27 protein-coding genes are annotated in these 26,270 nt (G+C 74.4%); 12 read left to right on the plus strand and 15 right to left on the minus strand.

Going from position 1 to position 26,270, the window contains the following annotated elements:
* The first annotated feature begins 7 nt into the window (after nt 1–7).
* Nucleotides 8–562 (plus strand): NADPH-dependent FMN reductase, encoded by a 555-nt coding sequence (locus tag IE182_RS02150; protein ID WP_229844507.1) that lies wholly within the window; start codon nt 8–10, stop codon nt 560–562.
* 8 nt (nt 563–570) lie between these two features.
* On the opposite strand, the gene IE182_RS02155 is transcribed toward IE182_RS02150, so the two are convergent.
* The gene (locus IE182_RS02155; RefSeq protein WP_190107856.1) at nt 571–1,809 is read right to left on the minus strand and encodes an FUSC family protein; all 1,239 of its coding nucleotides are present in this window, start codon (nt 1,807–1,809) and stop codon (nt 571–573) included.
* A gap of 51 nt (nt 1,810–1,860) precedes the next feature.
* On the opposite strand from IE182_RS02155, the gene IE182_RS02160 reads away from it, so the two are divergent.
* On the plus strand, nt 1,861–2,532 hold the full coding sequence (locus IE182_RS02160; RefSeq protein ID WP_190107857.1) for a PhzF family phenazine biosynthesis protein: 672 nt from the start codon (nt 1,861–1,863) through the stop codon (nt 2,530–2,532).
* 15 nt (nt 2,533–2,547) lie between these two features.
* On the opposite strand, the gene IE182_RS02165 is transcribed toward IE182_RS02160, so the two are convergent.
* Nucleotides 2,548–2,943, minus strand: a complete 396-nt coding sequence (locus IE182_RS02165; protein WP_190107858.1) for a hypothetical protein — start codon at nt 2,941–2,943, stop codon at nt 2,548–2,550.
* Nucleotides 2,944–3,206: 263 nt separating this feature from the next.
* Here IE182_RS02165 and IE182_RS02170 point away from each other — a divergent pair, with 263 nt between their 5' ends.
* Nucleotides 3,207–4,124 carry a methionyl-tRNA formyltransferase gene (locus tag IE182_RS02170; protein ID WP_190107859.1) on the plus strand — a complete coding sequence of 306 codons (918 nt, stop codon included), beginning with the start codon at nt 3,207–3,209 and terminating at the stop codon, nt 4,122–4,124.
* Between the two features lie 118 nt (nt 4,125–4,242).
* A complete protein-coding gene (locus IE182_RS02175) occupies nt 4,243–5,217 on the plus strand; it encodes a DMT family transporter (protein ID WP_229844508.1) in 975 nt (324 codons plus the stop codon).
* 341 nt (nt 5,218–5,558) lie between these two features.
* Here the strand turns inward: IE182_RS02175 and IE182_RS02180 are convergent, their stop codons facing one another.
* Nucleotides 5,559–6,308 (minus strand): SDR family NAD(P)-dependent oxidoreductase, encoded by a 750-nt coding sequence (locus IE182_RS02180; RefSeq protein WP_190107860.1) that lies wholly within the window; start codon nt 6,306–6,308, stop codon nt 5,559–5,561.
* 126 nt (nt 6,309–6,434) lie between these two features.
* On the opposite strand from IE182_RS02180, the gene IE182_RS02185 reads away from it, so the two are divergent.
* Nucleotides 6,435–8,102, plus strand: a complete 1,668-nt coding sequence (locus IE182_RS02185) for a bifunctional 3'-5' exonuclease/DNA polymerase (protein WP_190107861.1) — start codon at nt 6,435–6,437, stop codon at nt 8,100–8,102.
* 49 nt (nt 8,103–8,151) lie between these two features.
* Here IE182_RS02185 and IE182_RS02190 read toward each other — a convergent pair whose 3' ends face one another.
* The 5 genes from IE182_RS02190 to IE182_RS02210 all read right to left on the minus strand — a co-directional run bounded on the left by IE182_RS02190 (nt 8,152) and on the right by IE182_RS02210 (nt 12,372).
* Nucleotides 8,152–9,696, minus strand: coding sequence for an AMP-binding protein (locus IE182_RS02190; protein ID WP_190107862.1), 1,545 nt, complete (start codon nt 9,694–9,696; stop codon nt 8,152–8,154).
* Nucleotides 9,697–9,829: 133 nt separating this feature from the next.
* Nucleotides 9,830–10,504, minus strand: coding sequence for a UdgX family uracil-DNA binding protein (locus tag IE182_RS02195; protein ID WP_190107863.1), 675 nt, complete (start codon nt 10,502–10,504; stop codon nt 9,830–9,832).
* Between the two features lie 45 nt (nt 10,505–10,549).
* Complete coding sequence (locus IE182_RS02200; protein WP_190107864.1) at nt 10,550–10,705, minus strand: DUF5670 family protein; 156 nt, start codon at nt 10,703–10,705, stop codon at nt 10,550–10,552.
* 118 nt (nt 10,706–10,823) lie between these two features.
* Entirely contained in the window at nt 10,824–11,783 is a 960-nt protein-coding gene (pip, locus tag IE182_RS02205) for a prolyl aminopeptidase (RefSeq protein WP_190107865.1), read from the minus strand.
* A 55-nt stretch (nt 11,784–11,838) separates the two neighbouring features.
* Nucleotides 11,839–12,372: a TerD family protein gene (locus tag IE182_RS02210; protein ID WP_190107866.1), complete on the minus strand. Its 534-nt coding sequence runs from the start codon at nt 12,370–12,372 to the stop codon at nt 11,839–11,841.
* Between the two features lie 186 nt (nt 12,373–12,558).
* On the opposite strand from IE182_RS02210, the gene IE182_RS02215 reads away from it, so the two are divergent.
* Entirely contained in the window at nt 12,559–13,437 is an 879-nt protein-coding gene (locus tag IE182_RS02215; protein ID WP_308432042.1) for a hypothetical protein, read from the plus strand.
* A 28-nt stretch (nt 13,438–13,465) separates the two neighbouring features.
* Here the strand turns inward: IE182_RS02215 and IE182_RS31740 are convergent, their stop codons facing one another.
* Both IE182_RS31740 and IE182_RS02225 read right to left on the minus strand, forming a co-directional pair.
* Nucleotides 13,466–15,319: a DUF4034 domain-containing protein gene (locus tag IE182_RS31740; RefSeq protein WP_229844509.1), complete on the minus strand. Its 1,854-nt coding sequence runs from the start codon at nt 15,317–15,319 to the stop codon at nt 13,466–13,468.
* 158 nt (nt 15,320–15,477) lie between these two features.
* Nucleotides 15,478–16,464: a trypsin-like serine peptidase gene (locus IE182_RS02225; protein ID WP_190107867.1), complete on the minus strand. Its 987-nt coding sequence runs from the start codon at nt 16,462–16,464 to the stop codon at nt 15,478–15,480.
* Between the two features lie 305 nt (nt 16,465–16,769).
* Here IE182_RS02225 and IE182_RS02230 point away from each other — a divergent pair, with 305 nt between their 5' ends.
* Both IE182_RS02230 and IE182_RS02235 read left to right on the plus strand, forming a co-directional pair.
* Nucleotides 16,770–17,744, plus strand: a complete 975-nt coding sequence (locus IE182_RS02230; protein WP_190107868.1) for a GlxA family transcriptional regulator — start codon at nt 16,770–16,772, stop codon at nt 17,742–17,744.
* A 61-nt stretch (nt 17,745–17,805) separates the two neighbouring features.
* A complete protein-coding gene (locus IE182_RS02235) occupies nt 17,806–19,110 on the plus strand; it encodes a flavin monoamine oxidase family protein (protein WP_190107869.1) in 1,305 nt (434 codons plus the stop codon).
* Between the two features lie 18 nt (nt 19,111–19,128).
* On the opposite strand, the gene iscX is transcribed toward IE182_RS02235, so the two are convergent.
* The 4 genes from iscX to IE182_RS02255 all read right to left on the minus strand — a co-directional run bounded on the left by iscX (nt 19,129) and on the right by IE182_RS02255 (nt 21,466).
* On the minus strand, nt 19,129–19,341 hold the full coding sequence (iscX, locus tag IE182_RS02240; protein ID WP_190107870.1) for a Fe-S cluster assembly protein IscX: 213 nt from the start codon (nt 19,339–19,341) through the stop codon (nt 19,129–19,131).
* A gap of 46 nt (nt 19,342–19,387) precedes the next feature.
* Entirely contained in the window at nt 19,388–19,966 is a 579-nt protein-coding gene (locus IE182_RS02245) for a hypothetical protein (protein WP_190107871.1), read from the minus strand.
* On the minus strand, nt 19,963–20,337 hold the full coding sequence (locus tag IE182_RS02250) for a PadR family transcriptional regulator (protein ID WP_190107872.1): 375 nt from the start codon (nt 20,335–20,337) through the stop codon (nt 19,963–19,965). The genes IE182_RS02245 and IE182_RS02250 overlap by 4 nt, the downstream gene beginning before the upstream one ends.
* Nucleotides 20,338–20,416: 79 nt before the next feature.
* Entirely contained in the window at nt 20,417–21,466 is a 1,050-nt protein-coding gene (locus IE182_RS02255; protein WP_190107873.1) for a questin oxidase family protein, read from the minus strand.
* Between the two features lie 231 nt (nt 21,467–21,697).
* Between IE182_RS02255 and IE182_RS02260 the strand changes: the two genes are divergently transcribed.
* Nucleotides 21,698–22,948 carry a cytochrome P450 gene (locus IE182_RS02260; RefSeq protein ID WP_190107874.1) on the plus strand — a complete coding sequence of 417 codons (1,251 nt, stop codon included), beginning with the start codon at nt 21,698–21,700 and terminating at the stop codon, nt 22,946–22,948.
* A gap of 7 nt (nt 22,949–22,955) precedes the next feature.
* Here IE182_RS02260 and IE182_RS32390 read toward each other — a convergent pair whose 3' ends face one another.
* Nucleotides 22,956–23,717 carry an acyltransferase gene (locus IE182_RS32390; protein ID WP_190107875.1) on the minus strand — a complete coding sequence of 254 codons (762 nt, stop codon included), beginning with the start codon at nt 23,715–23,717 and terminating at the stop codon, nt 22,956–22,958.
* 182 nt (nt 23,718–23,899) lie between these two features.
* Here IE182_RS32390 and IE182_RS02270 point away from each other — a divergent pair, with 182 nt between their 5' ends.
* From IE182_RS02270 to IE182_RS02280, 3 genes are all read left to right on the plus strand, one after another.
* On the plus strand, nt 23,900–24,451 hold the full coding sequence (locus tag IE182_RS02270; protein ID WP_190107876.1) for a L,D-transpeptidase: 552 nt from the start codon (nt 23,900–23,902) through the stop codon (nt 24,449–24,451).
* A gap of 134 nt (nt 24,452–24,585) precedes the next feature.
* On the plus strand, nt 24,586–25,185 hold the full coding sequence (locus IE182_RS02275) for a TIGR03086 family metal-binding protein (protein ID WP_190107877.1): 600 nt from the start codon (nt 24,586–24,588) through the stop codon (nt 25,183–25,185).
* Between the two features lie 121 nt (nt 25,186–25,306).
* Nucleotides 25,307–26,269, plus strand: coding sequence for a hypothetical protein (locus IE182_RS02280; protein ID WP_190107878.1), 963 nt, complete (start codon nt 25,307–25,309; stop codon nt 26,267–26,269).
* The last annotated feature ends 1 nt before the right edge of the window (nt 26,270 follow it).

Consider the following 26,270-nt stretch of genomic DNA (forward strand, 5'->3'; position numbering starts at 1 on the left):
CACCTGCATGACGCACATCAACCTCCTGGCCCTCTGCGGAAGTCTGCGCGAGGGATCGCTGAACTCCGCGGTCGCGCACGCGGCCGCCGGCCTGTGCCGGCCGCCCGCCGCCATGACGGTCCACGGGGGCCTGGACGGGCTGCCCTTCTTCAACCCCGACGTGGAGAGCAGCACCCCGCCGGCCGTGGTGCAGGACTTCCGTGCCCGGCTCGCGGCCGCCGACGCCGTGCTCATCGCGAGCCCCGAGTACGCCCGCGGGACGAGCGGCATGCTGAAGAACGCCCTGGAGTGGGTGGTGGGCAGCGGTGAACTGGTGGCCAAGCCCGTCGCCGTGGTCACGGCCTCGCCGTCCGCGGCCGGCGGGGAGCGGGCCCAGGCGTGGCTGCGCGAGACCCTGGAGGTGATGAGCGCGCAGGTGCTGCCCGAGTCCCTGCGGATACCGTGCGCGAGCGCCAGGATCACCGAGGGCCAGGTCACGGACCCGGTGCTCCTCGGCGAGCTGACAGGGGTGGTGGAGGCCATGGTCCGGGCGGTGGAGACGCTCCGCCGGCCCGTGGCCTGACCCGCGCCTCAGTCGCGGTTCCTGAACCAGCTCCTGCGCCAGCCGTAGCCGCTGCCGCGCAGCCGGCGCTGGACCTTGTGCAGCACGGGGTGGCGGTCCCGCTGCTCGCGGGCGCTGCGGTCGAGCTCCTCGGCCAGCCGCTCGGTCCGCTTCTCCACGTCGAGCTCGTCCAGGATCCGGTCCATCTCCGCCAGCAGCGCCCCGTGCAACTGCCACTGGCGCGGGTGCCGCTGGACGGACTCCAGCAACAGGTGGGCCGCCCGGTCCCGGCTCGCCCGGCCCGCGGCCAGCTCCCGCACGAGCCGGTCCTCGGCCTCCTCGGCGTTGGCGCTGACCTGGGTGGTGATCAGCACGGCGAAGCTCTCGACGGCGCGCGCCAGGTGCCGGAAGACGTCCTCCAGCGCCTCGGCCACGTCGTCGGGGAAGAGGTGCTCGTCCCTGCGTTCCTTGGCGAGGTCGGTGAGGGTCCGGCAGATGACCCGGAGCACGACCGCGGCGATCTCCAGCGCGTCGAGGCCGGTGCGCAGGACGACGCGGAAGAGCAGCCCCTCCTTGACCCGGGGGTTGAACCTGAGGCTGTCCTCGGCCTGCCGGAGCGAGGCGTCCACCTGGACGATGTCGTGGTCGAGCCGGCGGGCCTCGTGGAGCCGGGCCGCCGCCTCCTCGACCGGCGTGTGGCCGCACACCTCGTCCCCGACGCGCTGGAGCAGCTGCCCCATCCGGCGGGAGAGGTGCTCGATGGCCTCGCTCGCGGGCTGCACCCAGACCGGCGGCACGAACAGGACGTCGAACAACAGCCCGACGACGGCGCCGATGAGGGTCTCCAGGACCCGGTCCCACGCGGTCTCCGCCACCCGGGTCACCCCGAGCACGAGCATCGCGCTGATCGCCACCTCGGGAACGAATTCACCCGCCCGGACGAAGCGCCCGATGACCAGCGACGCGAGGATGATCAACCCCAGGCTCCACCAGGTGAGCCCGACCATCACGCTGAAGCCGATGGCGATCAGCACGCCCGCCACCACCGAGTTCACCCGGCGGATGCTGGTGGTCAGGGTGGAGTAGAGCGTGACCTGGACGACGAGGAGCGCGGTCAGCGGCGCGGTGAGCGGCGCCGGCTCATTGCTCAGCTGGAGGGCCACCACGTAGGAGATCACCGCGGCCAGCGTGGAACGGACCGCCTGCACGAAGGCCGGTTCCCGGTGGCGTCGTACCAGGGTCGTCAGGGGGTCGGTGATATCAGGCACCTTGTGCCTCTTCCCGTCCCGGCTGTCTCCCTCACCTCATATGTTTCTTCCATGATCGATCATGAGGTGGTCCGCGTGTTCACCGGCCCGCGCGGGGAGGCCGGGAACCCGCTCGGGATCGTCCCGGACGGCGGTCGGGTGCCGAAGGAGCGGGCACGGCAGCAGCTGGCGGCGGAACTGGGCTTCAGCGAGACCGTGTTCGTCGACGACGCCGCCACCGGCCGCGTCGACATCTACACGCCCTCCTCCCGCCTGCCGTTCGCCGGACATCCGCTGGTCGGCGTCGCGTGGTTCCTGCGGCGGCAGGGGCGGGAGGTGAGCGTGCTGCGGCCGCCGGCGGGCGAGGTGCCCACCCGGGAGGAGGACGGGACCACCTGGATCCGGTGCCGCGCCGAGTGGGCCACCGGCCGGCGCACCCGGCGGTACGGCACCGTCGCCGAGGTCGAGGGGCTCCCGGCGCCGCCGCCGGGTCAGGGGTGGCTGTACGCGTGGGCCTGGGAGGACGAGGCGGCCGGGCGGGTACGGGCCCGGGGCTTCCCGCGGCGCGGCGACGGCATCGCGGAGGACGAGGCCACCGGGGCCGCGGCCGTCACCCTGACCGCCGGGCTCGGCCGGTCCCTGACCGTCCGGCAGGGCGCGGGCTCGCAGATCCTCACGCGCTTCCACGACGCCGGCACGATCTCCCTCGGCGGCCGGGTGACCCCCGCGGGCCCGCGTCGCTGACCCCGGCGCCGGGCGTCAGCCCTCGGCGCGGGAGGTCAGACGGAGGCGGGTCTCCAGTTCGTGTTCGCCGGGCACGGTGCCCAGCAGCTCCACGCCGAAGACCGCCTCCAGCTCCTCCCGGACCTGGCGCACGGGGTCGGCCGCACCGAAGAGGTCGACCGAGACCGTCGCGACGGGCTGCGTCCGCACGGCCGCGGCGCCGGCGTCCTGCGGGCTGCGGGTGCGGGCGTCGACGACCATGCACCAGACGGTCGGTCCCGCGCCGGGAGCGGCGGCACGCGTCTCGCTGCGTGCCGGTCCGGTGCCCTCGGGGAAGGCGGTCTCCAGCGCCGCGAACACGGCGCGCGCGTCCTCATGGCCGCAGCCGGTCAGATGAACACTGACATGGTCCGCGCTCTCGGCCCCGCTCATCACCGGTGCTCCTCTGCCCTCAGGGCGCGCTGCCGCGCCGGCTCCTCGCATCCGAGGCTACGGGCGCGCCGGGCACCCGGCACGGCGACGGGGCCATCCGGGGGCCGGAACGCTCCGGCGCGGCCGGGTGCCACCGGGGGTGCCCTTGACCGCCGGGGGAGCGGGGCGGACCCTCACAGGGGGTGTCCTGCACGTGAGTTGACGGTGACCGCACGAGCGGAACCCCACGGTCCGCCCCGCTGACGGCCGCACCGGAGGACAAGATGAGGATCGCGTTCCTGGGCTACGGCGAGATCGGTGCCACGGTACTGGCCCCCATCGCCGCCGCACACGAGCCGGCCGTGGTCGTCACCCACCCCGCCCGCTTCGGCGACCTGCACGAACCGCACGTGGCCAAGCTCGCCACCGACCTGGGCCTGCCCGTCGTGGAAGCCCGCCGCGCCGACGAGGCGCAGGCGGTCGCCGCGCTGCGCGCCGCCCGCCCCGACGTCCTGGTGTCCGCGAACTGGCGGACCGTCATACCCCCGCCGGTCCTCGCGATCCCGGCGCTCCTCCCGCTCAACGTCCACGACGCACTGCTCCCCGGCTACGCCGGCTTCGGCGCGGTGAACTGGGCCGTCCGCAACGGCGAGAGCCGCACCGGCCTGACCGTGCACGTGATGGAGCCCGAGCTGGACACCGGTCCGGTGCTGTGGCAGGTGGCCGTGCCCATCGCGCCGGACGACACCGCGACCACCGTGCAGCAACGCCTGCTGGAGCAGTACCCGGGCGCCGTGCTGGCGGCCCTGGACCGGGCCGCGTCCGGGGTGCGGCCGGTGCCGCAGCACGGCGGCGGGGCCTCGTTCTACCACCGCATCACCGAAGCGGACACGCGCATCGACTGGACGCTGCCCACCGGCCGGCTGGCCGACCTCGTACGGGCCCACAGCGACCCTTTCGTCAACGCGTGGTGCACCTTCGCCGGGCGGAAGCTCTACGTCAAGCGGGCCGCGCGGCCCTCCCGGCCGCACCGCGGCACACCGGGGCGGGTGGTGCGGCACACCGACGGCGGCGTCGTGGTGGTCTGCGGGCGCAGCTGGGAGTCCGGCGCGGACGGGATCGTCCTGCTCGACGTGCGGCCGGAGCACGGCGGTGTGCAGCCGGCGGCCGAGGTGCTCCGCCCCGGCGACCGCCTGGAATGACACCACCCCAAGCAATCCTTTGAGATGATGGTGGAATTCTTTATTCGACTTATAGAGTGAAGGTCGGTAGCTTCGTCGGTGTCCGATTCCCCGACACCGATGGGCGGTGTTTCCGTTGATGGGCGAACGCCGAGCGGCGACTCCCTGGAAGTACATGGCCGCGACCGCGATCCTGTGGGGATCGGCCTTCCCGGCGATCCGCGTCGCCCTCGACGGCTACTCCCCGACGGCCATGGCGGTCCTGCGCCTCGCCTTCGCCGTCGTCTTCCTGCTTCCCTTCCTGCTCACCGGACGCATCAGCCGGCTCCGGCGCGGCGACCTCCTGCGGATGGCGGGGTTCGGCCTGACCGGAATGACGGCCTATCAGCTGCTCCTCTACGCCGGTGAGCAGCACGTCGAGGGCGGCACCGCCGCCATGCTGGTGGCCACCTCGCCCGTCTTCGCCACCGCCCTGGGCATGCTGGTGCTGCGCGAACGCCCCGGAGCCCGCGGCGTCGCCGGACTCCTGATCGCCCTGTCGGGCGCGCTCGTGGTCGCCCTGGCCGGCGGTGGAGGCGGCGGATCGCAGGCGGGCATGGTGATGATCGTGCTGGCGGCGGCCTCCCAGGCGACGTCGTTCATCCTGCAGAAGCCCCTGCTGCGCCGCTACTCCGGCATGGACTGCATCTTCTACGGCAGCCTCTTCGGCCTCCTGCCGCTGCTGCTCTTCGCCCCGGAGGCCGCGGGCGGCCTGGCGACGGCCGGCTGGCAGCAGACCGCCGCCGTGGTGTGGCTGGGCCTCGGCTGCACCGTCCTGGCCTTCTGCACCTGGTCGCGCGTGCTCAAGGCCGCCTCCGCGTCGACGAGTTCCCTCGTCCTCTACGCGGTGCCGGTCGCCGCCCTGGCCCTGGACGCGGTCCTCCTCGGCGCCGTGCCCACGCCCATGGCGGGCCTGGGCGGTCTGATCGTGCTGGCGGGCGTCGGCACGGCCGCGGTCCGCAGGCCGGCACCGCGCCCCTGCCCCACGGACGACGCCCCCGCCCCGGTGGCCGACGAGCCCGCCCCCGCCCCCGTCGCCGAGCGGGTGCCCGCCACCGCCGGGTCCGGCCGGTAGGGACGCAGCACCCCACCGTCTCCCGCCGAGCCCCACCAGGCCGTGTCCTGGTGGGGCTCGCGGTCTGTCCGGCGGACGCGGCCGAGGGCTGCCGAGCCGGCGGAAGCGGCCCCGCGCAGCGCCCTAGGGGCGTGTCCGATGGGTCAGCACAGACCCTACGACGCTCCCCCAGCTACCGCTGGGAGGTGCCCCCAGGCACGGCACCTCGCCGCGTTGTCGCATCACCCGAGTACGCCCAGTACGCGGGAGATGCTCCGCCTTGCGATGCTCCCCCAGCTACCGCTGGGAGGTGCCCCCGGCACCAGACGCCGCGGGGCCCGCACCGACCCATCGGACACGCCCTAGTCGAGGAGCGCGCCGCAGGAGACGTTCACGGTGGCGGCGGTCATCGAGCCGGCCCGGTCCGAGGCCACGAACGCCGCCACGTCGCCCACGTCGGCCAGGGTCGCCCCCCGGCGCAGCAGGGTCGCCTCCTCGATGCCGGCGACGATCTCCGCACGGCCGGGAAAGTCCGCCGGGAGGCTCTCCGGCACGCCCCCGGACTTGAGCGTCACGAAGCGGATGCCGTGCGGGCCCAGCTCGCAGGCCCACTGACGGCGCAGGCCCTCGACGGCGTCGAGGGCGACCACGAACCCGCCCAGCCCCGGCACGGCCTCCGGACCCGACCCGCCGAACGCCAGGATCACCCCGGACGACCGCTTGACCATGTGCCGGGCGGCGGCCCGCGTGGTCAGGAAGTGGGTGCGCACCGCGTTCCCGACCGGCCGGCAGAAGTCCTCGGCCGCGATCGTGGCCAGCGGTTCCTGGACGTCTCCGTACGAGATGAGATTGAACGAGATGTCCACGCGCCCGGTCTGTTCGGCCACCGCGTCGACGAAGGCGTCGACGGACTCCTCGTCGAGCGCGTCGACGCGGGCGGCCTCGGCCGTCCCGCCGGACGCGCGGATGTCGTCGGCGACCCGGTCGAGCCTGGCCCGGGTGCGGCCGGCCAGGAAGACGACGGCCCCCTCGGCGGCGAAGGCGCGCGCCACGGCGCCGCCGATCCGGCCCCCCGCCCCGTAGATCACGGCAACCTTGTTGTCGAGCAGCATGCCCCCTGCCTACACGGGGTGCGCCCCGCAGCGCCCGGGGACACGCGGGCGACCTGCGTCCCGGGCGGGAAAGGGGCGCACGCGCGGCCCGCGGGGATTGTCAGACCCCGGTGCGAGACTTCGTCCGTGAGATGGGCAGTGGCGCAGACGGGTGACGGGGGCGTCCGGCTCTGTCCGGTCGACGGGCAGGGGCGGCCGGCCGGGCCCGTCGTGGCCGAGCGGAGCCTCGCGGACGCGGTGCGGGCCCGGCCCGAGGCCGGGCGGTGGGTCTGGCGGTCCACGGCACAGACGTACGGGCAGCTGCTCGCGGCGGGCGTCCGCGTCGAGCGGTGCTACGACGTGGAGGCCGCCGAGACGCTGCTCATCGGCCATGAGCAGGGGCAGTCGGGTCAGCCCCGGTCGCTCGCCGCCGCGTGGGCCCGGCTGCACGGGCTGCCGGTGCCGGCGGATCCGCCCGCGCGGGCGGCCGGCGGCCAGCCCTCGCTCTTCGAGCCGGGGCCGGTGCCCCTCCCGCCGGGCACCGACGAGCTGGAGGCCCTGCTGCAGGTGTACGCCGCCCAGCAGTCCCGCACCGAGGCCACGGCGTACCCCGGCCGCATGCGGCTGCTGACCGCCGCGGAGTCGGCGGGCACGCTCGTCGCGGCCGAGATGGGACGGGCGGGCGTGCCGTGGCGCGCGGACGTGCACCGGGCGCTGCTGACCGAGCTGCTGGGGGAGCGCTACCCGGGCGGCCAGGAGACGCGGCGCCTGGCGGAGCTGGCCGAGGAGGTCTCGCAGGCGTTCGGCGTGCGCGTACGGCCCGACCTGCCGGCCGACATCGTCCGGGCCTTCGCGCGCGAGGGCATCGCCCTGTCCTCGACGCGCGCCTGGGAGCTGCGCGGCATCGACCACCCCGCCGTGCCGGCGCTGCTGGAGTACAAGAAGCTCTACCGCCTGCACACCGCCCACGGCTGGGCCTGGCTGCAGTCCTGGGTGCGCGACGGGCGCTTTCGCCCCGAGTACCAGCCGGCCGGCACGGTCACCGGCCGCTGGACCACCAACGGGGGCGGCGCCCTGCAGATCCCCAAGGTCGTCCGGCGGGCGGTCGTCGCCGACCCGGGCTGGTGCCTGGTCGTCGCGGACGCCGACCAGATGGAGCCGCGCGTCCTGGCCGCGATCTCCCGCGACCCCGGCCTGATGGACGTCGCCGGCAGCGGCCGCGATCTGTACGGCGATCTCGCCGAGCGGGTCTTCGGGGGCGACCGCGACCGTGCCAAGCTCGCCGTGCTCGGCGCCGTCTACGGCCAGACGTCGGGCGACGGCCTCAAGCACATGGCGGACCTGCGCCGCCGCTTCCCCCGGGCGATCGCCTGCGTGGACGACGCGGCCCGCGCGGGCGAGGAGGGCCGTCTCGTGCGGACGTGGCTCGGCCGCACGTGCCCGCCGTCGGCCGCCGGCCACGACGAGGAGGCGGGCCTGCCCCAGGAGACGGAGCCCGCCTCCTGGGGGAGTTCGGCGAGCGCGCGGGCGCGGGGCCGGTTCACGCGCAACTTCGTCGTGCAGGGCAGCGCGGCCGACTGGGCACTGCTCGTACTCGCCGCGGTGCGGCAGGCGATCGCCGGCCTCCGCGCGGAGCTGGTCTTCTTCCAGCACGACGAGGTCATCGTGCACTGCCCGCGCGAGGAGGCGGCCGACGTGGTGGAGGCAGTCCGCGCGGCCGGGGACCGTGCCGGGCGCCTCGCCTTCGGCGAGACGCCCGTACGGTTCCCGTTCACCACGGCGGTGGTGGAGTGCTACGCGGAGGCGAAGGCGTAACGTTACGCCGGCCTGTCGGGCCGCCGGCCCGGCCCGGCCTGTGCCCGGCTCAGGCGATGCCGGCGGGCTCCGCGGTGCGGCGCAGCGCGTTCTTGTCGGGCTTGCCGGCCTCGGTCAGCGGCAGGGCGTCGGCGAAGGAGATGCGCGCGGGCTCGTACATCGCCCCCCGCTCCGTGCGCACCAGGTCGCGCAGCTGCTCTTCGTCCACGCCGCTGCCGGGCCGGGACACCACGACGGCGTGGACCTGCTCCATGCGGTCGGCGTCGCGGACACCGAAGACGGCGCTCTGCAGCACCTCGGGGTGGGAGTTCAGCAGGTCCTCCAGCTCGGACGTGTAGACGTGGCCGCCCACCACGATGATCATGTCCTTGAGCCGGTCGACGACCGTCAGGTACCCCTCCTCGTCGAGGAATCCGACGTCACCGGTGTGCAGCCAGCCGTCGCGCAGCACCTCGGCGGTCAGTTCGGGCTGCTTCCAGTAGCCCTGCATCAGGTGCGGCGAGCGCACGCAGATCTCGCCGTGCTCGCCGTCGGGCACCGTGCGGCCCGAGGTGTCGCGGACGGCCACCTCGACGCCGGGCAGCACCTTCCCCGCCGACCGCAGCCGCTCCGGACGCCCAAGGTCGTGCTCCTCGGCCGCCAGCACGCTGATCCCGCCGGCCTCGCTCTGCCCGTAGAACTGCACGAGCACCGGGCCCAGCCGGCGCACCGCGTCGGCGATGCGGGCCGGTGACGCCTGGCAGCCGCCGTACATGAGGGAGCGCAGGCTGGAGGTGTCGGTGCGGGCGGCGTCGGGGTGGTCCAGCAGGCGGTACAGCAGGGGAGGCAGGAGGAAGGTGTCGGTGATGCGCTCGCGCTCGATGGCGGCGAGCACGGCCGCGGGCTCGAAGTCCTCCAGCAGCACCACGATGCCACCCAGGCGGAGGGTGACGTCGGTGAACAGGCCGGCGATGTGGGCGAGCGTGGTGCACACCAGCTGGCGCCGCGGCTCGTCCTCCTGTGCGTCCGGCGTCGAGAGACTGAGGCCGTCGACCTGCTCGAAGGAGGTGCAGATCCCCTTCGGGTGGCCGGTGGTGCCGCCGGTGTGGCGGATGCTGCACACGTCCTGCGGCCGGGCCCGGCCCGGCACCGGGGCGTCGGACTGCGCGGCGGCCAGGTCCAGCAGGTCGGTGCCGGTGTCCGTGGGGCCGAGCACGAGGACGGACTCCACCGGCGCCTGCGCGGTGATCTCGGCGGCGCGGCCGGCCCAGCGCGGGTCGACGACGAGGGCGCGCGTCTCGACGTCGCGGACGATCGCGGCCTGGGCATCGGCCGACAGCTTGTTGTAGAGGTGGTTGACGCTGCAGCCGATGAGGTTCGCCGCGTAGCGGGCGGCGACGATCTCCGGCAGGTTGCCGCTCAGCAGGGTGACGGTCTGCCCGGGGCCGAGACCGATCCCGGTGAGGGCGCGTGCCATCCGGTAGACGAGCGCGCGGAACTCGCCGCCGGTGACGCGGCGTTCCTGATGGACTAACACCTCCCGCCCGGGGGCGGTCTCCAGGACGTCCAGGGTGGCTTCGACGTACGTGCGGAAGGGGTTCGTGGCGGCGTGCATGGGGGTGCTTCCTTCTGCCGGGGTGAGAGCGCTGAGCGCTCCTTTGGTTACCTTGGGCAATTATATGGAGGATGCACCTATCTGATCAACGGGCCCTGTCTGCCCCTCGTGCCGTCGGCGCAGCAGCCCCGCCTCAGCGCAGGAGCTCCGCCGCCACACCGAGGTCCGAGACCAGTCCCGCGTACGCGGCGGCCCGCTCGGCCTCGTCGGCGCGCAGCACGGCCGAGGGGTGGACGGTCGCCACCAGCATGCCCTCCGCGGCCGCTTCGCCGTCGAACACCGGCAGGGGGAGCGCCACGCCGCGTCGCTCGCCCACCCGGAACGACGAGCCCAGCAGCGACTTGCCCGCCGTGGCGCCCAGCGTCACCACCACCTCCGGCGCGATCTGCCGCAGTTCGGCCAGCAGCCAGGGTCTGCAGGCGCTGATCTCCCGCAGGTTCGGGGCCTTGTGGATGCGTCGCTTCCCCCGCGCCGCCTGCTCGAACTTGAAGTGTTTGACAGCGTTGGTGACGTACGCCTCGGCCGGATCGATCCCGGCCTCGCCGAGCGCCCGCGTCAGCACGCCCCCGGCCGGGCCCACGAACGGCCTGCCCTGCCGGTCCTCCTGGTCGCCCGGTTGCTCTCCCACGAGCACGACGCGCGCCGAAGCCCGGCCGTCGCCGAACACCGTCTGCGTCGCCTCCCGGTACAGGGGGCAGCCCCGGCAGCCCGCGGCCGCGTCGCGCAGCGCCCTCAGGCCGCCGCGGCCGGGGACGAACGGGGCCGCGTCGTACCCTTCCCCGCCGTTCGGCCGGGGCCCTTGCGCCACATCTCCTCCAGGACGGTCGGCACCGTCAGGTGCGGTACGGCGCACCTACCACCGGTACCAACGGCCTCCGCCGGAGCGCATGACGAAGCCCAGCAGCCACACGATCAGCAGGATGATCGCGATCCACCACAACGCCTTCAGCGCGAAGCCGAAGCCGAAGAAGATGAGGACGAGGAGAAGAACGAGGAGCAGTGGAAGCACGGAGAACACCTCCCGGAACGGACTGCCCGCGCACGGGCAGCGTGCTGTACCTCCAGTGTCGCTCCCATGGCCGTACCTCGCCCGTCCGGACGGTGCGGGCCCGGGCCGCGGCCCCGGGTCAGCGCCCGGCGAAGCCGTCCAGCGCCTCGCGCACCCGGGCCCGCGTCGAGCCGCCGCCCTTGTGTCCCGCGTCGTCGACGACGATCAGCCGCGCGTCCGGCCAGGCCCGGGCGAGGTCCCAGGCGGTGTCGAGCGGGCTGCTCAGGTCGAGACGGCCGTGGATCAGCACGCCCGGGATCCCGGCCAGCCGTCCGGCGTCGCGCAACAGTGCGCCCTCCTCCAGCCACGCCCCGTGAGCGAAGTAGTGCGAGGCGATCCGGACCAGCGCCAGCCGTGCCGCGGCGGGCCGTCCGCCGTAGGGGTCGGGCGCCCCGCCGGGTTCGAGGGAGAGCACCGCGTCCTCCCAGGCGCACCAGTCGGCGGCCGCCCTCGCCCGTACTCCCGGGTCGGGGTCCTCCATCAGCCGCGCGTAGGCGCCGACCGGGTCCCCGTCGCGGCCCACCCCGGGCACCCCGGCCAGGAAGCGTTCCCACTGCTCGGGGAAGAACCGGCCGACGCCCCGGTAGAGCCAGTCGATCTCCGAGCGCCGGGTCGTGGTGACGCCGGGGATGACGATCTCCGACACGCGCTCCGGGTGGCGCTCGGCGTAGGCGAGGATCAGCGTGGAGCCCCACGAGCCGCCGAACAGCAGCCAGCGCTCGATGCCCAGATGCTCCCGCAGGCGCTCCATGTCGTCGAGCAGGTGGCCGGTGGTGTTGTGGCGCATGTCGGCGGCGGGGTCGCCGGCGTGCGGCGTGCTGCGCCCGCAGCCGCGCTGGTCGAAGAGGACGATCCGGTACCGCCGGGGGTCGAAGGGCCGGCGGGCCCCGGGCGTGCACCCCGAGCCCGGCCCGCCGTGGACGACGAGCGCCGGCTTGCCCTCCGGGTTGCCGCAGACCTCCCAGTGGACGAGGTTGCCGTCCCCCACGTCGAGCATCCCCTCGGCGTAGGGGTGCAGGGGCGGGTGGAGCTCGCTCATCGCGGAGGCTTCTCCTCGGGCAGGTGCGTGCGTGCGCAGTGTCGGTGACGGAGGGTCAGGAAGCGGGGACCGTCCCCATGAGGGCGGCGAACGACACCGGGTCGGCGTCGAAGCCCCGGACGGTGTGGTGGAACTCCCAGCCGCCGGAGCCGTTCCGCCGGAACTCCGCGACCGTCGCGGCCGTCGCCTCCGCCACCCCGGCGAGGTCGTCCGTCGCCAGCTCGGTGTACCCCGAGCGCACCCGGACGCCGGTGCCGGCGACGTCGCCGAACGTCAGCCGGCCGTGGGTCTGCTGGACGACCACGCCGACGACGACCCTGACGAACGTGGGCGCCAGCCGGTCCAGTTCGAAGCTCATCACCTCGTCGAAGCCCAGGCCCTGACCGGTCCGGCTGTCCCGGTCGAGCGTGATCGTCCCGTCGGGGGAGCGGCTGTCGAAGTGCACGAGGTAGGCGGGCTCGCCGTACGGCGCGTCGGCGCCGTACGTCGCGGCGATGAGGTCGAGGTCGTGGGGCGGCCGTCCCGGAGGGCTCGGGTCCCACTTGATCGCCACTTCGACCTTCTCGATCCCCTTGTACGGACTGCTCATTGGGCTCCCCTTCCCATCGCGCGCCGGGCACCCATGGTGCCACGCCCGCCGCAGCGGGGAACCCGTCCTTGCGAGGACCGCTTCGATGCTGGCCGAAGGCGGGTGACCCCGTGCCGCCGGCACTCCACTATCCGGAGGGAGTCCCCCAAGACCGCCGGTCGGGACTCCTTCCGGGAGGAGAGAGCCTTGCAGATCCGCTTCGTACCGGCCCTCGGGGTCACGGCAGTCGTCGCACTGGCCGCCCTCACCCTGTGCGCGGCGCCCCCGGCCGGGGCCGAGCCGCAGGGCGGGCCGCAGGACGCCCGGGTGCCGGCCGGAGTGACCGCGGGCCTCGCGGTCTACGACCGGCAGACCGGCGCCTTCACCGAAGAGCTCAACACCCGCACGCGCTTCCGCTCCGCGTCGGTGGTCAAGCTGTTGATCGCGCTCGACCACCTCTGGCACCGCGGACCGGGCTACGAGCTACCCGCCGACGACCGCGAACGCCTCGGCCTCATGCTGCGCAGCAGCGACGACGACGCGGCCAGTCACTACTGGACGCACAACGGCGGCAGCGCGATCGTCGAGCGGATGGTGGCGCGGCTCCGCCTCGCCGACACCGTTCCCCCGCCGTCCTCCCACCCCGGCCACTGGGGTTACACGGGCCTGACGGCCGCGGACACCGTCAGGATCTACCGCTACCTCCTCGAAGAGGCGCCGGCGCCCGTGCGCGAGGTCGTCATGGGCGAGCTGCACCGGGCCACGCGCCACGGCACGGACGGCTTCGACCAGGGCTTCGGCACGGCGGCGGCGTTCGAGCGCCCCTGGGCCGTCAAACAGGGCTGGTCCGGCTTCCGTCCCGACGGCAGCGCGGAGCCCCCTCGCCCCCGGGGCCGCACGGGCGGGGGCGTGGACCTCTCACGGCCCGCCCTGCACACCACCGGCACGGTGGGCGAGGGGGACCGCACGATAGTCGCCGTCCTCACCCTGCACCCGCAGGGCACCCCCTACCGCGAGGCGTACTCCGCGCTGGGCCGGCTGACCCGGGCGCTCGACGTGCCCGGGGCCGTCCGCACCCGCGGCTGACCCGGACCACGGCGGCCGCGGCCCGGGTTCAGCCGCGGGGGCGCTGCCGCCAGCCCCCGACCAGTTCGGTGCCGACGGCGAACGCCGCGACGGTGGCGATCAGGGGCTTGACGAACAGCACGTCGTCCGCCTGCCACCCCCAGACGGCGAGGGCGGTGAAGAACGGGAACATGAGCAGGCGCAGCGCCCACCAGCGCACGGGCCGGCGGCGGGTGTAGGCCGCATCGGGCGCCGCCGCGCCGGACGCGTCGGCCTTCTTCCAGTGGGCCGCGGCCTTGCGCCGGGCGACGATCCGGGCGCCGGGCAGCCCGGTGAGCGCCTCGGCCCGCGTCCCGAAGGTCTCGGGCAGGGGCGGCATGCGCAGCGCTGCGACCAGATCGGCCTGGCGGCGCGGCGCATCGTCGTTGCCGCGCAGGAGGGCGATCAGGGGCCGGACGTCGTCGATGCCGTAGGCGCGGGCCACGGCTTCGGCGGTGGCGGTCGTCGCCTCCAGGTCCGGGACGGGGGCGGCCGGGTCCCACTGGTGCTCGGCCAGCCGGTCGCCGTTGTGGACGAGGGTGAAGCCCCGCCGGTCGCCGGAGCGGTGCAGGACGAGGGCCGTCCACCGCTCGCGCGTGGTGAAGATGCCCGCCGCGCTGACGAGCCGGTCCCGGGTCATCAGCGAGCCGCGGCGGGCGGGGTCGGGGTCGAGGGCCACCTCGACCAGGGTGTGCCAGCCGTTGGCGCCGGTGGCCAGGCGCAGCGGTGTGCTGTTGGCGGAGGTGGCCTCGGCGACGGTGTCGAGCGTCGCGGAGACGACGGCGAGGGAGCAGTGCTCCGATTCCCAGGTCGGGGCGCCGGCCTGGGCGGGAAGGGCGACGGGCTGCGGGGGACGCCCGAAGAGGGGGGTGTTCATGGCGACCTGGATCCGCACGCCGGTGCGGAAGTCCAGGAACTGCTCGCGCGCGTCGCCGAGGTAGGCCCAGGGGAATGCGGTGGCGTGCACGCCGATGGCCCGGAACTGCTCCAGCGCATCGGCCCAGCGGCCGGCCCGCGCGAGCATCAGGGCGAGGTGGTTGCGCACCGCGGCGATCTCCTCGTCGCCCGCCTCGTAGTGCGCGACGAGGTCGAGGGCGCGCTCGACCGCCGCGTCGATGCGGGCCGGGTCGAGGGGCCCGTCCTCGACGGCGGAGGCGACGACCGCGTACTCGACGGCCGCCAGCAGCGGCAGGGCGTGCAGCAGGGAGCCGGGCAGGGCCTGGTCGGCGGCCTGCTCGGCGAAGGCGAACATCTCCTCGTGGGAGCCGAACCACTTCTCGCACAGGTACTGCAGGGCCGAGGCGTGGCAGCCGAAGTGGTGCGAGGAGCGGGCGGTGGCCTCCTGCCAGTAGCCGTCGAACACCTCGCGGGGGGCCTGGCTGCCCCGCGCGTGGGTGAGGGCCACCCGCCAGGGGACGGGGTCCGTGGGGTTGAGCTCCACGGCGGCGCCGATGACGGGCACCGCGTCCTCCAGCAGCGTGAAGAAGCCGCGGAACCGGTCCTCGCTGACGTGCTCGGCCCGTGCGCTGCTGCGGATCTCCCACGCCTGGTGGATGCACAGATCCGCCTTGACCAGCACCGCGTCCGGGTCCTCGGGCGCGGCGGAGAGCCAGGCGTCCAGCCAGCCGGGGTTGTGCAGGGCGAATTCGGCCAGCGCGGAGACGTAGGTGTTCCGGCGCTCCCACTGCATGCCGAGCCGGGTGGCCGCCAGGAGCTCGCGGGCCGGCTCGTGGTCGCCGCCGGCGGCCGCGGTCAGGGCGGCGCGCAGCGGCGCGTCCGGGGCGTCGAGGACGACGGCCTCGTCGGGCGGCAGCCCCACGCTCAGGGTGGAGGCGTGGCGGAGCATGCGCGGATAAGTGATCAAGGAACGCGGAGAGAACATAGGTTCCCTATTAAAAACCGTGTTCCGGCCATGGCCCAATCCCTGACGGCCCGTCGGGCGGTCCGCCCCGCCGGGTCTGTCCGGCGGGGCGGAATCCGGGTGGTGCGTCGGGGCGTGGGGCGGTCGTGCGGGGCCGGGCCTCAGGTCGTCTGCGCCCGCTCGTAGAGGCTCTTGGCCTCGTCGCCGAAGTAGGGGCCGAACATCCTGTTCGGCAGGAAGGTGTAGCCGAAGCTGTTGACCGATGCCTGCAGGCCGGTCCCGGTGGCCTCGTCGAAGGAGGTGAACCACGGCCCGCCGCTGGAACCGCCGGTCATGTTGCAGCCGAGGCCGTGGTCCTTGGTCAGGAGGAAGTCCTTGGTGGCGGTCCCGCTGCAGTGGATGAGCTTGCTGCCGTCGTAGGGGGAGGCGGCGGGGAAGCCGAAGGAGTACATGGCCTTGTTGTACCCGCCGTTGAACTCCAGGCCCTGCGCCCCCACCGCGTCGGTGAGCCGCTTGCCGTCCAGCGGGCCGACGACGGCCGCGCCCACGTCGAAGTTCATGCCCGTCTGCTCGTTGGCCACCCACTCCGGGGTGGCCATGGTCGTGGTCGCGCCCCACTTGCCGTGCGGCGCCTGCCCGTCGCGGTAGCCGGGGACGAACACCCAGTTGGTGTGCCAGCTGCCCTGGTACTTGACGCAGTGCCCGGCCGTCAGCACGGTGCTGCCGTTCTTGCTGGTGACGGCGTTGCCGGAGCAGGAGGCGGTGCGGTTCTGGAAGGTGAAGAACACCCGGCCGGAGGTCCGTTCGACCGCGCCGCCGCCGGTCCAGGGGCCACCGGCCTGCGGGAAGGACCTGACGCCCGCCGAGGGGGCGGTGGGCGCGACGGTCGTCGGCCGGCCGCCGGGCGCGGGGGCGCGCAGGGCGCCGGGGGACGCGGTGGCGGCGGGCGGGTCGAGCGGGGTGGCCGTGCGCATGCGCTCGGGGGTCCAGAAGGCGGCGGCCCGCTGCTGCGCCGCCGCCGTGGCGGTGTGCGCGGTCGCCGGTGCGGGGGCCGGGGCGGCGCCGGCCGGGGTGGCCTGCACGCCCGTGACGGTCAGGGCGCCGGCGGCCAGCAGGATGCCGGTGGTCGTGCGGCGGGGACGTCTCACGCGTACTCCTTCTGCCGAGGCCGCGCGGTGCGGAGCGGTCCGCGCGGACCGTGTGGGGGCCGGGCCGCGGCGTCGGCGGCCCGGGCAGACGAGTGGTGCGGATTGACGGTGCGTGAGGCAGAGTGCCACGGGACGCCATGATTTGACAGGGGCGCGTCAAAGATGGGTCGTGCGTGCGGTGGTCATTCGAGTGATCTCCCCGGTTCACCGATCGGGTTTCTCCGTCGAGCGGGTGTGATCAATATATGAATGACCGCCAGGGCCGCCCCAGTGGCGGATACGACCCATCGCCTACCGTTTCCGACATGAAGATCTCCGTGCTGGTCGTCGACGGCACGTCCGACTCCGGCCTGGCCGCGGTGCTGGACGTCCTGCAGACGGCCAACGAGCTGCGCGGGGAACTCCCCCAGCCCCCGCCGCCCTGGCAGGTGACCTGCGTCGGTCCGCACGGACCGGTGCGCACCGCCGCCGGGCACCTCGTCACGGCCGTCGCTCCCGGGGCCGCGCCGGCACCGGACGTGCTCGTCGTGCCCGGCGTCGGCCACAAGCAGCCGGAGCTTCTCGCCACATGGGTCGCCGCACCCGAACGCAAGCCGGTGCAGGACCTGGTCCGCACGGCCCGCGCCGCCGGGGTGCCGCTGGCCGCCGCGTGCACCGGAACGTTCCTGCTCGCGGAGAGCGGCGTCCTCGACGGTCACCCGGCCACCACCAGCTGGTGGCTGGCGCCCCACTTCCGCAAGCGCTACCCCCTGGTCGCCCTCGACGAGACCCGGATGCTCGCGCACGCCCCCGGCATCACCACCGCCGGAGCCGCCACGGCCCACCTGGACCTGGCGCTGGGCCTGGTGCGCGGGACCAGCCCCGCGCTCGCCGACCTGACCGCCCGCTACCTGCTCATCGACACCCGCCCCACCCAGGCCGGCTATGCCGTCCCGAGCCACCTCGCCCGGACCGACCCGACGGTCAGCGCGTTCGAACGCTGGGTGTGCGACCACCTCGACCGGCCCCTGCGCATCGCCGACGCCGCGCGCGCCCAGGGCACGAGCGAACGCACCCTGCAGCGCGCCGTCGACCGGGCCCTGGGCGTCTCGCCCCTGCGCTTCGCCCAGCGCATCCGCCTGGAACAGGCCGCACACCTGCTGCGCACCACCGACCTGCCCACCGAGGCGGTGGCCCGCCGGGTGGGCTACGAGAACGCCACGACGCTCACCACCTTGCTGCGGGAGCGCCTGGACACCACCCCCGGCCGCCTGCGCCGCCAGGCCCTCGGCCGGCGGTGACCTTGCCGCCGCACCGCGCACGCACCGAACCCCATCGCACCACCGCCGGGAGGCGCTCCCCATGACGAAGACGGGCACGACGCTGGTCGTCGGGGCGGGCATGGCCGGGCTGTACGCAGCCCGCGCACTGCACCGCGCCGGACACGCCGTCACCGTGCTGGAGGCCCGGGACCGCCTCGGCGGCCGGCTGTGGACCGAGGAGTGGCAGGGCCTGCGCATCGACCTGGGCGCCTCCTGGATCCACGGCGTCGAGGGCAACCCCGTCACACGGCTGGCCGAGGAGGCCGGGGCCGCCACGCTGGTCCACAACGCCGGCACCCTCACCTACGGCCCCCGGCCGGGAACGGTCGTCCACGCCGCCGACGGCCGCCGCCTGAACGGTGCGGAGACGCGCGAGCGGGAGGCCGACCACGAGGCCGCCGGCGAGAAGCTGTTCGCCCGGGCCGGGGACGCCGACGACGGGGAATCGGCCGCGGCGGGGCTGCGCGGCGTGCTCGACGCCTCCGGGATCGGCCCGGAGCGTGCGCGGCGCGTCCTGGAGGCGCGCAGCCGCATGACGGAGGACGACTGGGGCGCCGGCATCGAGGAGATCTCGCTGGCCGGGATGGTCCGGGGCGAGGACTTCGAGGGCGACGAGGTCGTCTTCCCCGACGGCTACGGCCGGCTCGCCGAGCACCTCGCCCGGGGCCTGGACGTACGGCTCGGCCACCCCGTCACGCGCGTCACCCACGACGCCGGCGGCGTCACCCTCCACACCGACGGCCACGGCGCGTTCACCGCGGACCGGGCCCTGCTCACCCTGCCGCTCGGGGTGCTCAAGGCCGGCGACGTCGTCTTCGAGCCGGCCCTGCCAGCGGCCAAGCAGGACGCCGTCGGGCGGCTCGGCATGGGCCTCTACGACAAGCTCTACCTGCGCTTCCCGGAACCCTTCTGGGACGACTGCCTGGTGATCCGCCAGGAGGGCACCGCGCACGGGGCCTTCGCCCACTGGTACGACCTGCGGCACGTCCTGCGCGCCCCGGTGCTGGCCGCCCTCAACGGCGGGCCCGTCGCCCGCCGCCTCGAAACGCTGGACGACGCCGCCGTCGTCCGTGCGGCCCTGGACGTGCTGCGCCGCATGTACGGCGAGGGGGTGCCCGAGCCCGTGGCGCACCGTCTCACCCGCTGGGGCGCCGACCCGTGGGCGCGCGGCTCCTACTCCTTCCCCGCCACCGGCTCCCGCGCCGGCGACCACGACGCCCTGGCCGAACCGGTCGGAGAACGCCTGTACTTCGCGGGCGAGGCCACCTCCGGCGACCACAGCAGCACCGTCCACGGCGCGCTGCTCTCCGGCCTCCGGGAGGCCCGTCGCATCCTGGGAGGGTGAGCCGCGGGCCGGCTGCGGTCAGTCCGTCGTCCCGATCCCGTCGAGTCTGTCGAGCCAGGCCAGCTGGATCGACTCCAGGATGCGCAGGTTGCAGCGGGCCGGGTCGTCGCTGAAGGCGCTCAGCGCGGCGGCCCGGTCACGGATCTCCGTGAAGTCGACGGTCAGCGGCTCGGCCGCGGGGTACTGGGCGGCGAGATCGGCCGCGATCTGCTCGATGTCGGTCCATCGCATGGGCCGAGTGTGTCCGAACCGGACGCGCGGGTCCAGGGACGGTGGTTCATCCGGCGGACCGGTCACCCGCAGCGGCCGATTCCCTGCGGCGCCGCGCGTCGGTGACGGCGGGGAACGCGCCGGCCAGCAGCAGCGCCGCGGAGCCCCACAGCGGCAGGTGGAAGAGGGTGATGTCACCGTTGAGCCAGTGCGCCGCCACGGCGACCGGCACCAGCGCCACCACGCCGATGACCGTCGACCTGAGGTGGCCGCCCCCTCCCCGGCGCAGTTCCCAGGCGACGAAGACGGCGGCGAAGAGGACGTAGAAGGCGATGCGTTCGGGGGTGACCGGCAGGCTCGTCGTCCAGCGGGTCAGGTGGGCGAGGAGCAGGGCCGTTCCGAGACACGCGCCCGCGACGCCGGCGAGGTAGCCGATCCGCTGCCGCAGGGGCCGGCGTTCGCGGGCCCAGGCCGCCGCGAACGCGGCCACGTCCTCGCCCACCACGTCCGTTGCCGACCGCCCCGCCGCGGCCGCCTCCTCCAGATGTGCGCGCAGCTCCTCGCGCATCTCCCGCATCGAGGTGTCGTCGACGCCCCGGTAGATCCAGTTGCTCTGGCAGATCGCCAGTATCTGTTCGTCGGTCATGATGTCCGTTCCCCCTCCGTCCCCGCTTCCAGCGTCCGGCTCACGGCCGGGGCGAAGCCCTGCCAGGCGTGGCGCCCGGCGGCCAGCTCCGCCTGCCCGGCACCGGTCAGCCGGTAGTACTTGCGCGGCGCCCCGCCCGCGGCGGACGGGGCGCGGTACGCGTCGATCAGCGCGGCCCGCTCCATGCGGGCCAGCAGCGGGTAGATGCTGCCTTCGCTGACCAGCTCCAGCCCGCTCGCGGCCAGGGCCTCGACGAGCTCGTAGCCGTACCGCGGCCGCTCCTCGATGAGCGCCAGGAGGCACAGGTCGAGCACCCCGCGCAGGAGTTGGCTGCGGCGTTGGTCACCCGTGCCGGGCGGCGCCTTTGTCATGCAGTACAAGGTAGTCGCGGATTGTCTTGCGCAGCAAGGTAATGGGGGAAGGCGAAGCGGAGGTGAAGCGTCCGGTGGCCTAGTCCCCGGAGCCGATCAGGCGCACCGCGTTCAGGGCGGCCGCCAGGGCGCGGTCGTCGCCGTCCTCGGCGCCCGCGGCCACGTCCAGGGCGGTGTCGGCGAACTTGATCACGTGCGCGTCGCCGTGCGCGGCCGCCCGCTCGAAGACCTCCTCCGCGGTGACCGACGAGGCGCCGGGCGGGGAGAGCGGCGTGTGCGCCGCGTAGAGGGAGGTGATGGCCGCGGTCGCCGCCCAGGCCACCACGAGCGAGGGCCGCCACAGCTCCTGCGGCAGGGCGGGCAGGGTGCGCAGCACCGCGTTGGGCGCGGTGGCCGCGTGGACCATCATCACGCCGTCACCGTGGCCGTAGGCGCCGTAGTTGAGGGTGGCGGCCCGTACCAGCGCGGTCAGCTGCTCCCGGACGGCCTCGGGGGAGTCGGGCACGCACAGGGAGTCCGCGGTGGCCGACCAGCCGCGGGTGGCGGGCAGCTGGGCGTAGCCGCGCAGGGGCGTGACGTTCTGTTCGGCGATCCGGGGCAGGGTGGCCAGCGCCTCGGCGGGCGCCGCCCGGCCGGCCGGGTCCACGGTGACCGGCAGGGTGGTGTGGCGCGCGGCCCAGTAGCCCAGGGCGTGGGCCAGCTCCGACCGGCGCGGGGCGTCCTCGCCCAGGGCCGTCAGGGCGCGCACGGCATGGCCCACTCGGATGGCGGGGTGGGTGGCGGCGCCGGCGATGCCCGGCAGCAGGCGGGGCCACCACTCGGCGAGGACCTCCCGCCAGGGCTGCACGGTGACCTGGTGGGAGAAGTAGACGGTCCAGTCGGTGACCCGCAGGGGGTCCCCCAGGGCCTCGCGCCAGGTGGCCCCGGTGATGCGGCTGCGGGGAGGCGGGACGTCCTCCAGCCTCTTCTCATAGGTGTCCAGCCAGCGGTGGACGCTGTCGCCCCGGCCCCGGTGGGCGAGGGCCTCGACCGTCATCGGGCCGTGGTTGCTCAAGTACTCCCTGAACTCCGGGCCGTGGCCGTGGAGGCGGTGCAAGGCTTCGTCGAGAGTGCCGCTCGTCGTGTCCATGCGCCGAGGCTAGGCCGCGTACCGTCCCGGCCGTAACGGTCGCGGGCCCTACACCGGAGGTCGTACGGCGGCCCCCGGGCGGCAGGCGTCCGGCTCACACCTGCGGGTGTAATCCCGATTCCGGCGTATGCGTCCCCCTTGGCGGGGAATAGCCAGTATGCGGGGCCGTTCCGCCATGCGGTCCGAGCCGGTTCCGGTACGGCAGTTCCGGGGGAGACAAGGAGCGACGGCATGACCACTTCGTCCGCCACACCCTCGCCGGCCGACGGCTTTCTCCCCGCCCGGCCGCCGGGCGAGGCGGTCCACGAGTGGGCGGTGGACCCGCTGCCCGCCCTGAACTTCGACCCGCTGCTGCACCGCCTGCTGCGCGAGGAGCCCGTCGCCCGCATCCGTCTGCGCTACGGCGAGGGCGAAGCCTGGCTGGTGACGCGCTACGAGGACGTCAAGACCGTCGCCTCCGAGCCCACCCTCAGCCGCGCCCTGACCGTCGACCGCCCCGTCACCAGCATGACCCCGCACGTGGTGGCACCCGCCGGCGGGATCGGCCGCACCGACCCGCCCGACCACACCCGGCTGCGGCGCCTGGTCGCGCAGACCTTCGGCCGCAAGCGGGTGGCGGCCCTGCGCCCGAGGGCCCAGGAGCTGGCCGAGCAGATGACCGGCCGGATGGCGGAGCTGGGCCCGCCCGCCGACCTGACGGAGTGCCTGACCGGGCCGCTGCCCGCCCAGCTCATCGGCGACCTGCTGGGCGTGCCCGCCCACGACATCGACCGGCTCCAGGGCTGGCGCGGCGTCATCCTCTCCAGCAACCACTCGCAGGAGGAGAGCGACGCCGTCAAGCGCGAGATCGCCGGCTACTTCCGCGAGCTGGCCCGCCACCGCGCCGACCACCCCGGCGAGGACCTGTTCAGCGCCCTGGTCGCGGCCCAGGGCGAGGGCGAGCTCAGCAACCCCGAGCTGATCTCGCTGGCCGTCATGCTCGTCCTCAACGGCATGGACGCGGTCCGCAACCAGGTCTCCAACATGGTCTACGCCCTGCTGACCCACCCCGAGCAGCTGGCCCGCCTGCGCGCCGAGCCGGAGCTGCTGCCGCAGGCGGTGGAGGAGCTGCTGCGCTACATCCCCCACCGCAACGGCGTCGGCCTGCCCCGCATCGCCACGGAGGACCTGCACGTCGCCGGGGCGACGATCCGCCGCGGCGAGGTGGTCTACGTGTCCTACCTGGCGGCCAACCGCGACTCCTCGGTCTTCAAGGACCCCGACCGGCTCGACATCGCCCGCGACGAGGCGCCCAACCTCTCCTTCGGCCACGGCGCGCACTACTGCGTGGGCGCCCTGCTGACCCGGATGGAGGCCGAGGTCATGCTCTCCACGCTGCTCGGCCGCTTCCCGCGGCTGCGCCTGGCCGTCGACGAGGAGGACATGCGCTGGCGGTGCGGCTCCATCAACCGCGGGCCCGAGGCCCTGCCGGTCACGTGGTGAGCGCCGCTCACGCGTCCTTGCCGTCGGCGGAGGGCGACGGCTCCCCCTCCGCCAGGGCCAGCAGCTGCTCGGCCGTGACCCCCTCGGGCACGGGCGACGGCGCGGGCGTGCGCAGGGGCGGCTGCCAGCCCGCCTCCCGGTCCCAGGTGCGGACGATGCGGGCGGGCGCACCGGCCACCACCGCATGGTCGGGAACCTCGCCCCGCACGACGGCCCCGGCCGCGACCACCACGTTGCGGCCCAGCCGGGCGCCCGGCAGGATCACCGCCCCCGTGCCGATCCAGCTGCCGGGACCGATCTCGACGGCCTCGCTGCGGGGCCACTGCTTGCCTATGGGCGTGTGGGGATCGTCGTAGCTGTGGTTGGTGGTCGTCACATAGACGCCCGGGCCGAAGAAGCAGTCGTCGCCGATGGTCAGCGACGCGTCCGCGATCACGTGGCTGCCGCGTCCCAGGACGACCCCGTTGCCCAGGCGCAGCAGCGTGTCGGGCCCCAGGTCGAGGTCGGGCATCATGCCGGCGGTGAGCGTCACGTCCCGGGCGATGATGCAGTGCTCGCCCACCTCGATCCACGGCTCGCCGAAGACCGTCCCCTGCGGGAAGGCGAGGCGCGTGCCCGCGCCGAGCCGCCGGAAGCGGTACGGGCCGGGGCGCTCGGCGGTCACCGCACCGGCGTCCCGCACCCAGCGCGCCCCGCGGTGCACCGCCCGCGACACGGCACGTCGCCGCCAGGCGGCGAGGGATGAGAACACGTTCTGCTGGGTCGGCACCCCCTCACCGTACTCAGCGCGCCCCGGCCGGATCGCGCCCAGTGCTGTGATCTTCGACCCACCGGGGTCACCGGGACGAGTGAGGCATGGCCGGGCGGCCGGATGGCGAGAATCCCCTCCCGCCCGGCCCCGCCCGGGCACCGGGACCGATCACCCGTACGCCGATCCGAGGAGACACCCCCATGCCCCGCACCTCACCCCTCCGGGTCCGCCCCGCCCTCACGGGCGGAGCCGTGGGCACCGCGCTCGCCCTGCTGGCGCTGCTCGCGCCCGCGGGGCAGGCCGCGCCCGCCGCCACGTCCCTGCGCTTCACCAAGGGGACCCAGGCCCACTCCCGGCTGACCGTGCTGAAGGGACAGCGGACGGTCGCCGCGTTCCGGGCCGGCTCCGGCTTCAGCGACCAGGAGTGCGCGCGGGGACGGGGCTGGCTCCCCGACGGGACCTACACCCTCGGCGGCCACCACACCGCCTACAACGGCAACCTCGTCAAGGGCTACGCCATCGAACTGGGCAGCAAGCGCTGCTGGGACGGCACCTACCGCAACGAGCTGTTCATCCACAGCGAGATGACCCGCGGCGGAGGCCGGGGCGTCCCCGAGGACCAGCGCTGGGACGGCAACGCCGACTACCACTCCCACGGCTGCATCAAACTGCGCCCCGAGGACATCAAGAGCCTCTTTTGGATCCTCGGCCGGGAAGGCTGGCCGACGACCCTCAAGGTGACGCACGGCTGAACCACGGGCACCCGCCCAGGGCGTCCACTCCGGTGAAAGACCGGCGGGGCCGCGCCGCCCGGCACGGCCCCGCCCACCGCCGCCGATACGGTTGCCCTCCTGCTGACGACGCACTGCCCGCTGGAGGAGACGCCATGGCGGTGGACTTCGACCTCGGCCCCGCGGCCGACCGGATGGCCGGCCTGCTGGAGGCCGTGCCCCGCGACCGGCTCACCGCCCCCACGCCCTGCGCGCACTACGCCCTCGGGGACCTCATCCAGCACGTCGACGGCCTCTCCCTGGCATTCACCGCCGCCGCCACCAAGGCCGCCCCGGCACCCGGCACCCCCCAGGGCCCGTCCGGGAACGCCGCGGCGCTCGGCGACGACTGGCGCACCCGCATCCCCGTGCAGCTCGCCGCCCTCGCCGACGCCTGGCGGGACCCCGCCGCCTGGGAGGGCACGACCCGGGCCGGCGGCGTCGAACTGCCCGCCGCCGTGGCCGCCAGGGTGACCCTCGACGAGCTGATCGTGCACGGCTGGGACATCGCCCGCGCGACCGGACAGCCGTTCGACTGCGGCGAGCCGGAGCTGCGCGCATGCCTGGAGTTCGTCTCCCGGTTCGCTCCCGGACCGGACGGATCGCCCGCCCCCGAGGGCCTCTTCGCCCCCGCCGTCGACGTGCCCGCCGACGCCCCGCTCCTGGACCGGGTCATCGGCCTGACCGGACGCGACCCCGCCTGGACGGCGGCCTGACGCCGGCCACGGGACGCCGTGCGCCGCCGTGGCGCGGAACGTACCCGCGGCGACCGGAACGCCTGGCCGTCGGCCACGCCCCCCTCCTACGATTGCCGTAACCGGGGGAGAGGCTGGGGCCATGGCACGCAGGACCACCGAACTGGGGCGCGGCATCGAGAACGCCGTCGGATGGACCATCAGGAACCTCGACGGGGTCGTCGCCCTCGGCGCCGCCCTGATCATCGGCGCCCTGGACGTCTTCGGCCAGCAGATCGACGACAACGTCACCTCGGGAGCGACCCTCCTGGTGCTGGCCGCCCTGGTCTTCGGCACCCTGACCGAACGGCGGCGCCGCGTCAGCGACATCCGCACCGCCATGACCGGCACCAAGCACGCCCTGGAAGACCTCACCATGGTGCGCTCGCTCTCCGGCGCCGAGCTCGAACGCGCCCTGGACCGGGCGCGGCTGAGCACCGACCGCTGGGTGTTCAAGGGCGGCACCGGCACCTACCTGCGGGCGGTGACCCTTCCCGTCTGCGTCCGGGAGGCCCAGCGCCAGCGCCGCTCGCTCGCGATGAAGATAGACATCGTCAACCCCGCGGACGAGCAGGCGTGCGCGGCCTACGCCCGCTTCCGCCAGACCTTCGCCCACCGGCTGCACGTCGTCCCGCCGGAGGCGTGGAGCGCCGACCGCACCCGCAAGGAGTCGTTCGCCACGGTCCTCGCCGCCTGCTGGTACCAACAGCGCCTGGACACCCTGGAGATCGACGTCTACCTCTCCTCGGTCGTGCCCACCCTCCGGTTCGACCTGTCCGGATCCTGCCTGATCATCACCCAGGACGACCCGCAGCGGGTGAACCTGCTCGTGGAGCGGGACCGGCCGCTGTACGACTACTACGTCACCGAGCTCCACCAGAGCCGGGAGCAGGCCCATCACCTCGACCTGTCCCGCACCGAACCGCTGAGCGAGGAGCCGACGGTCGACGAGGTCCTGCGGCTCTTCGAGGGGCTCGCCCTGCCGCTCCCCGCGGCCTTCACCGACCGGGAGGTCGGCGACATCATCGACAAGGCACTGCATGCGGAGAATCCCTACCGGAGGTGAA

The organism is Streptomyces cinnamoneus (assembly GCF_014650495.1).
Taxonomy (GTDB): Bacteria; Actinomycetota; Actinomycetes; order Streptomycetales; family Streptomycetaceae; genus Streptomyces; species Streptomyces cinnamoneus.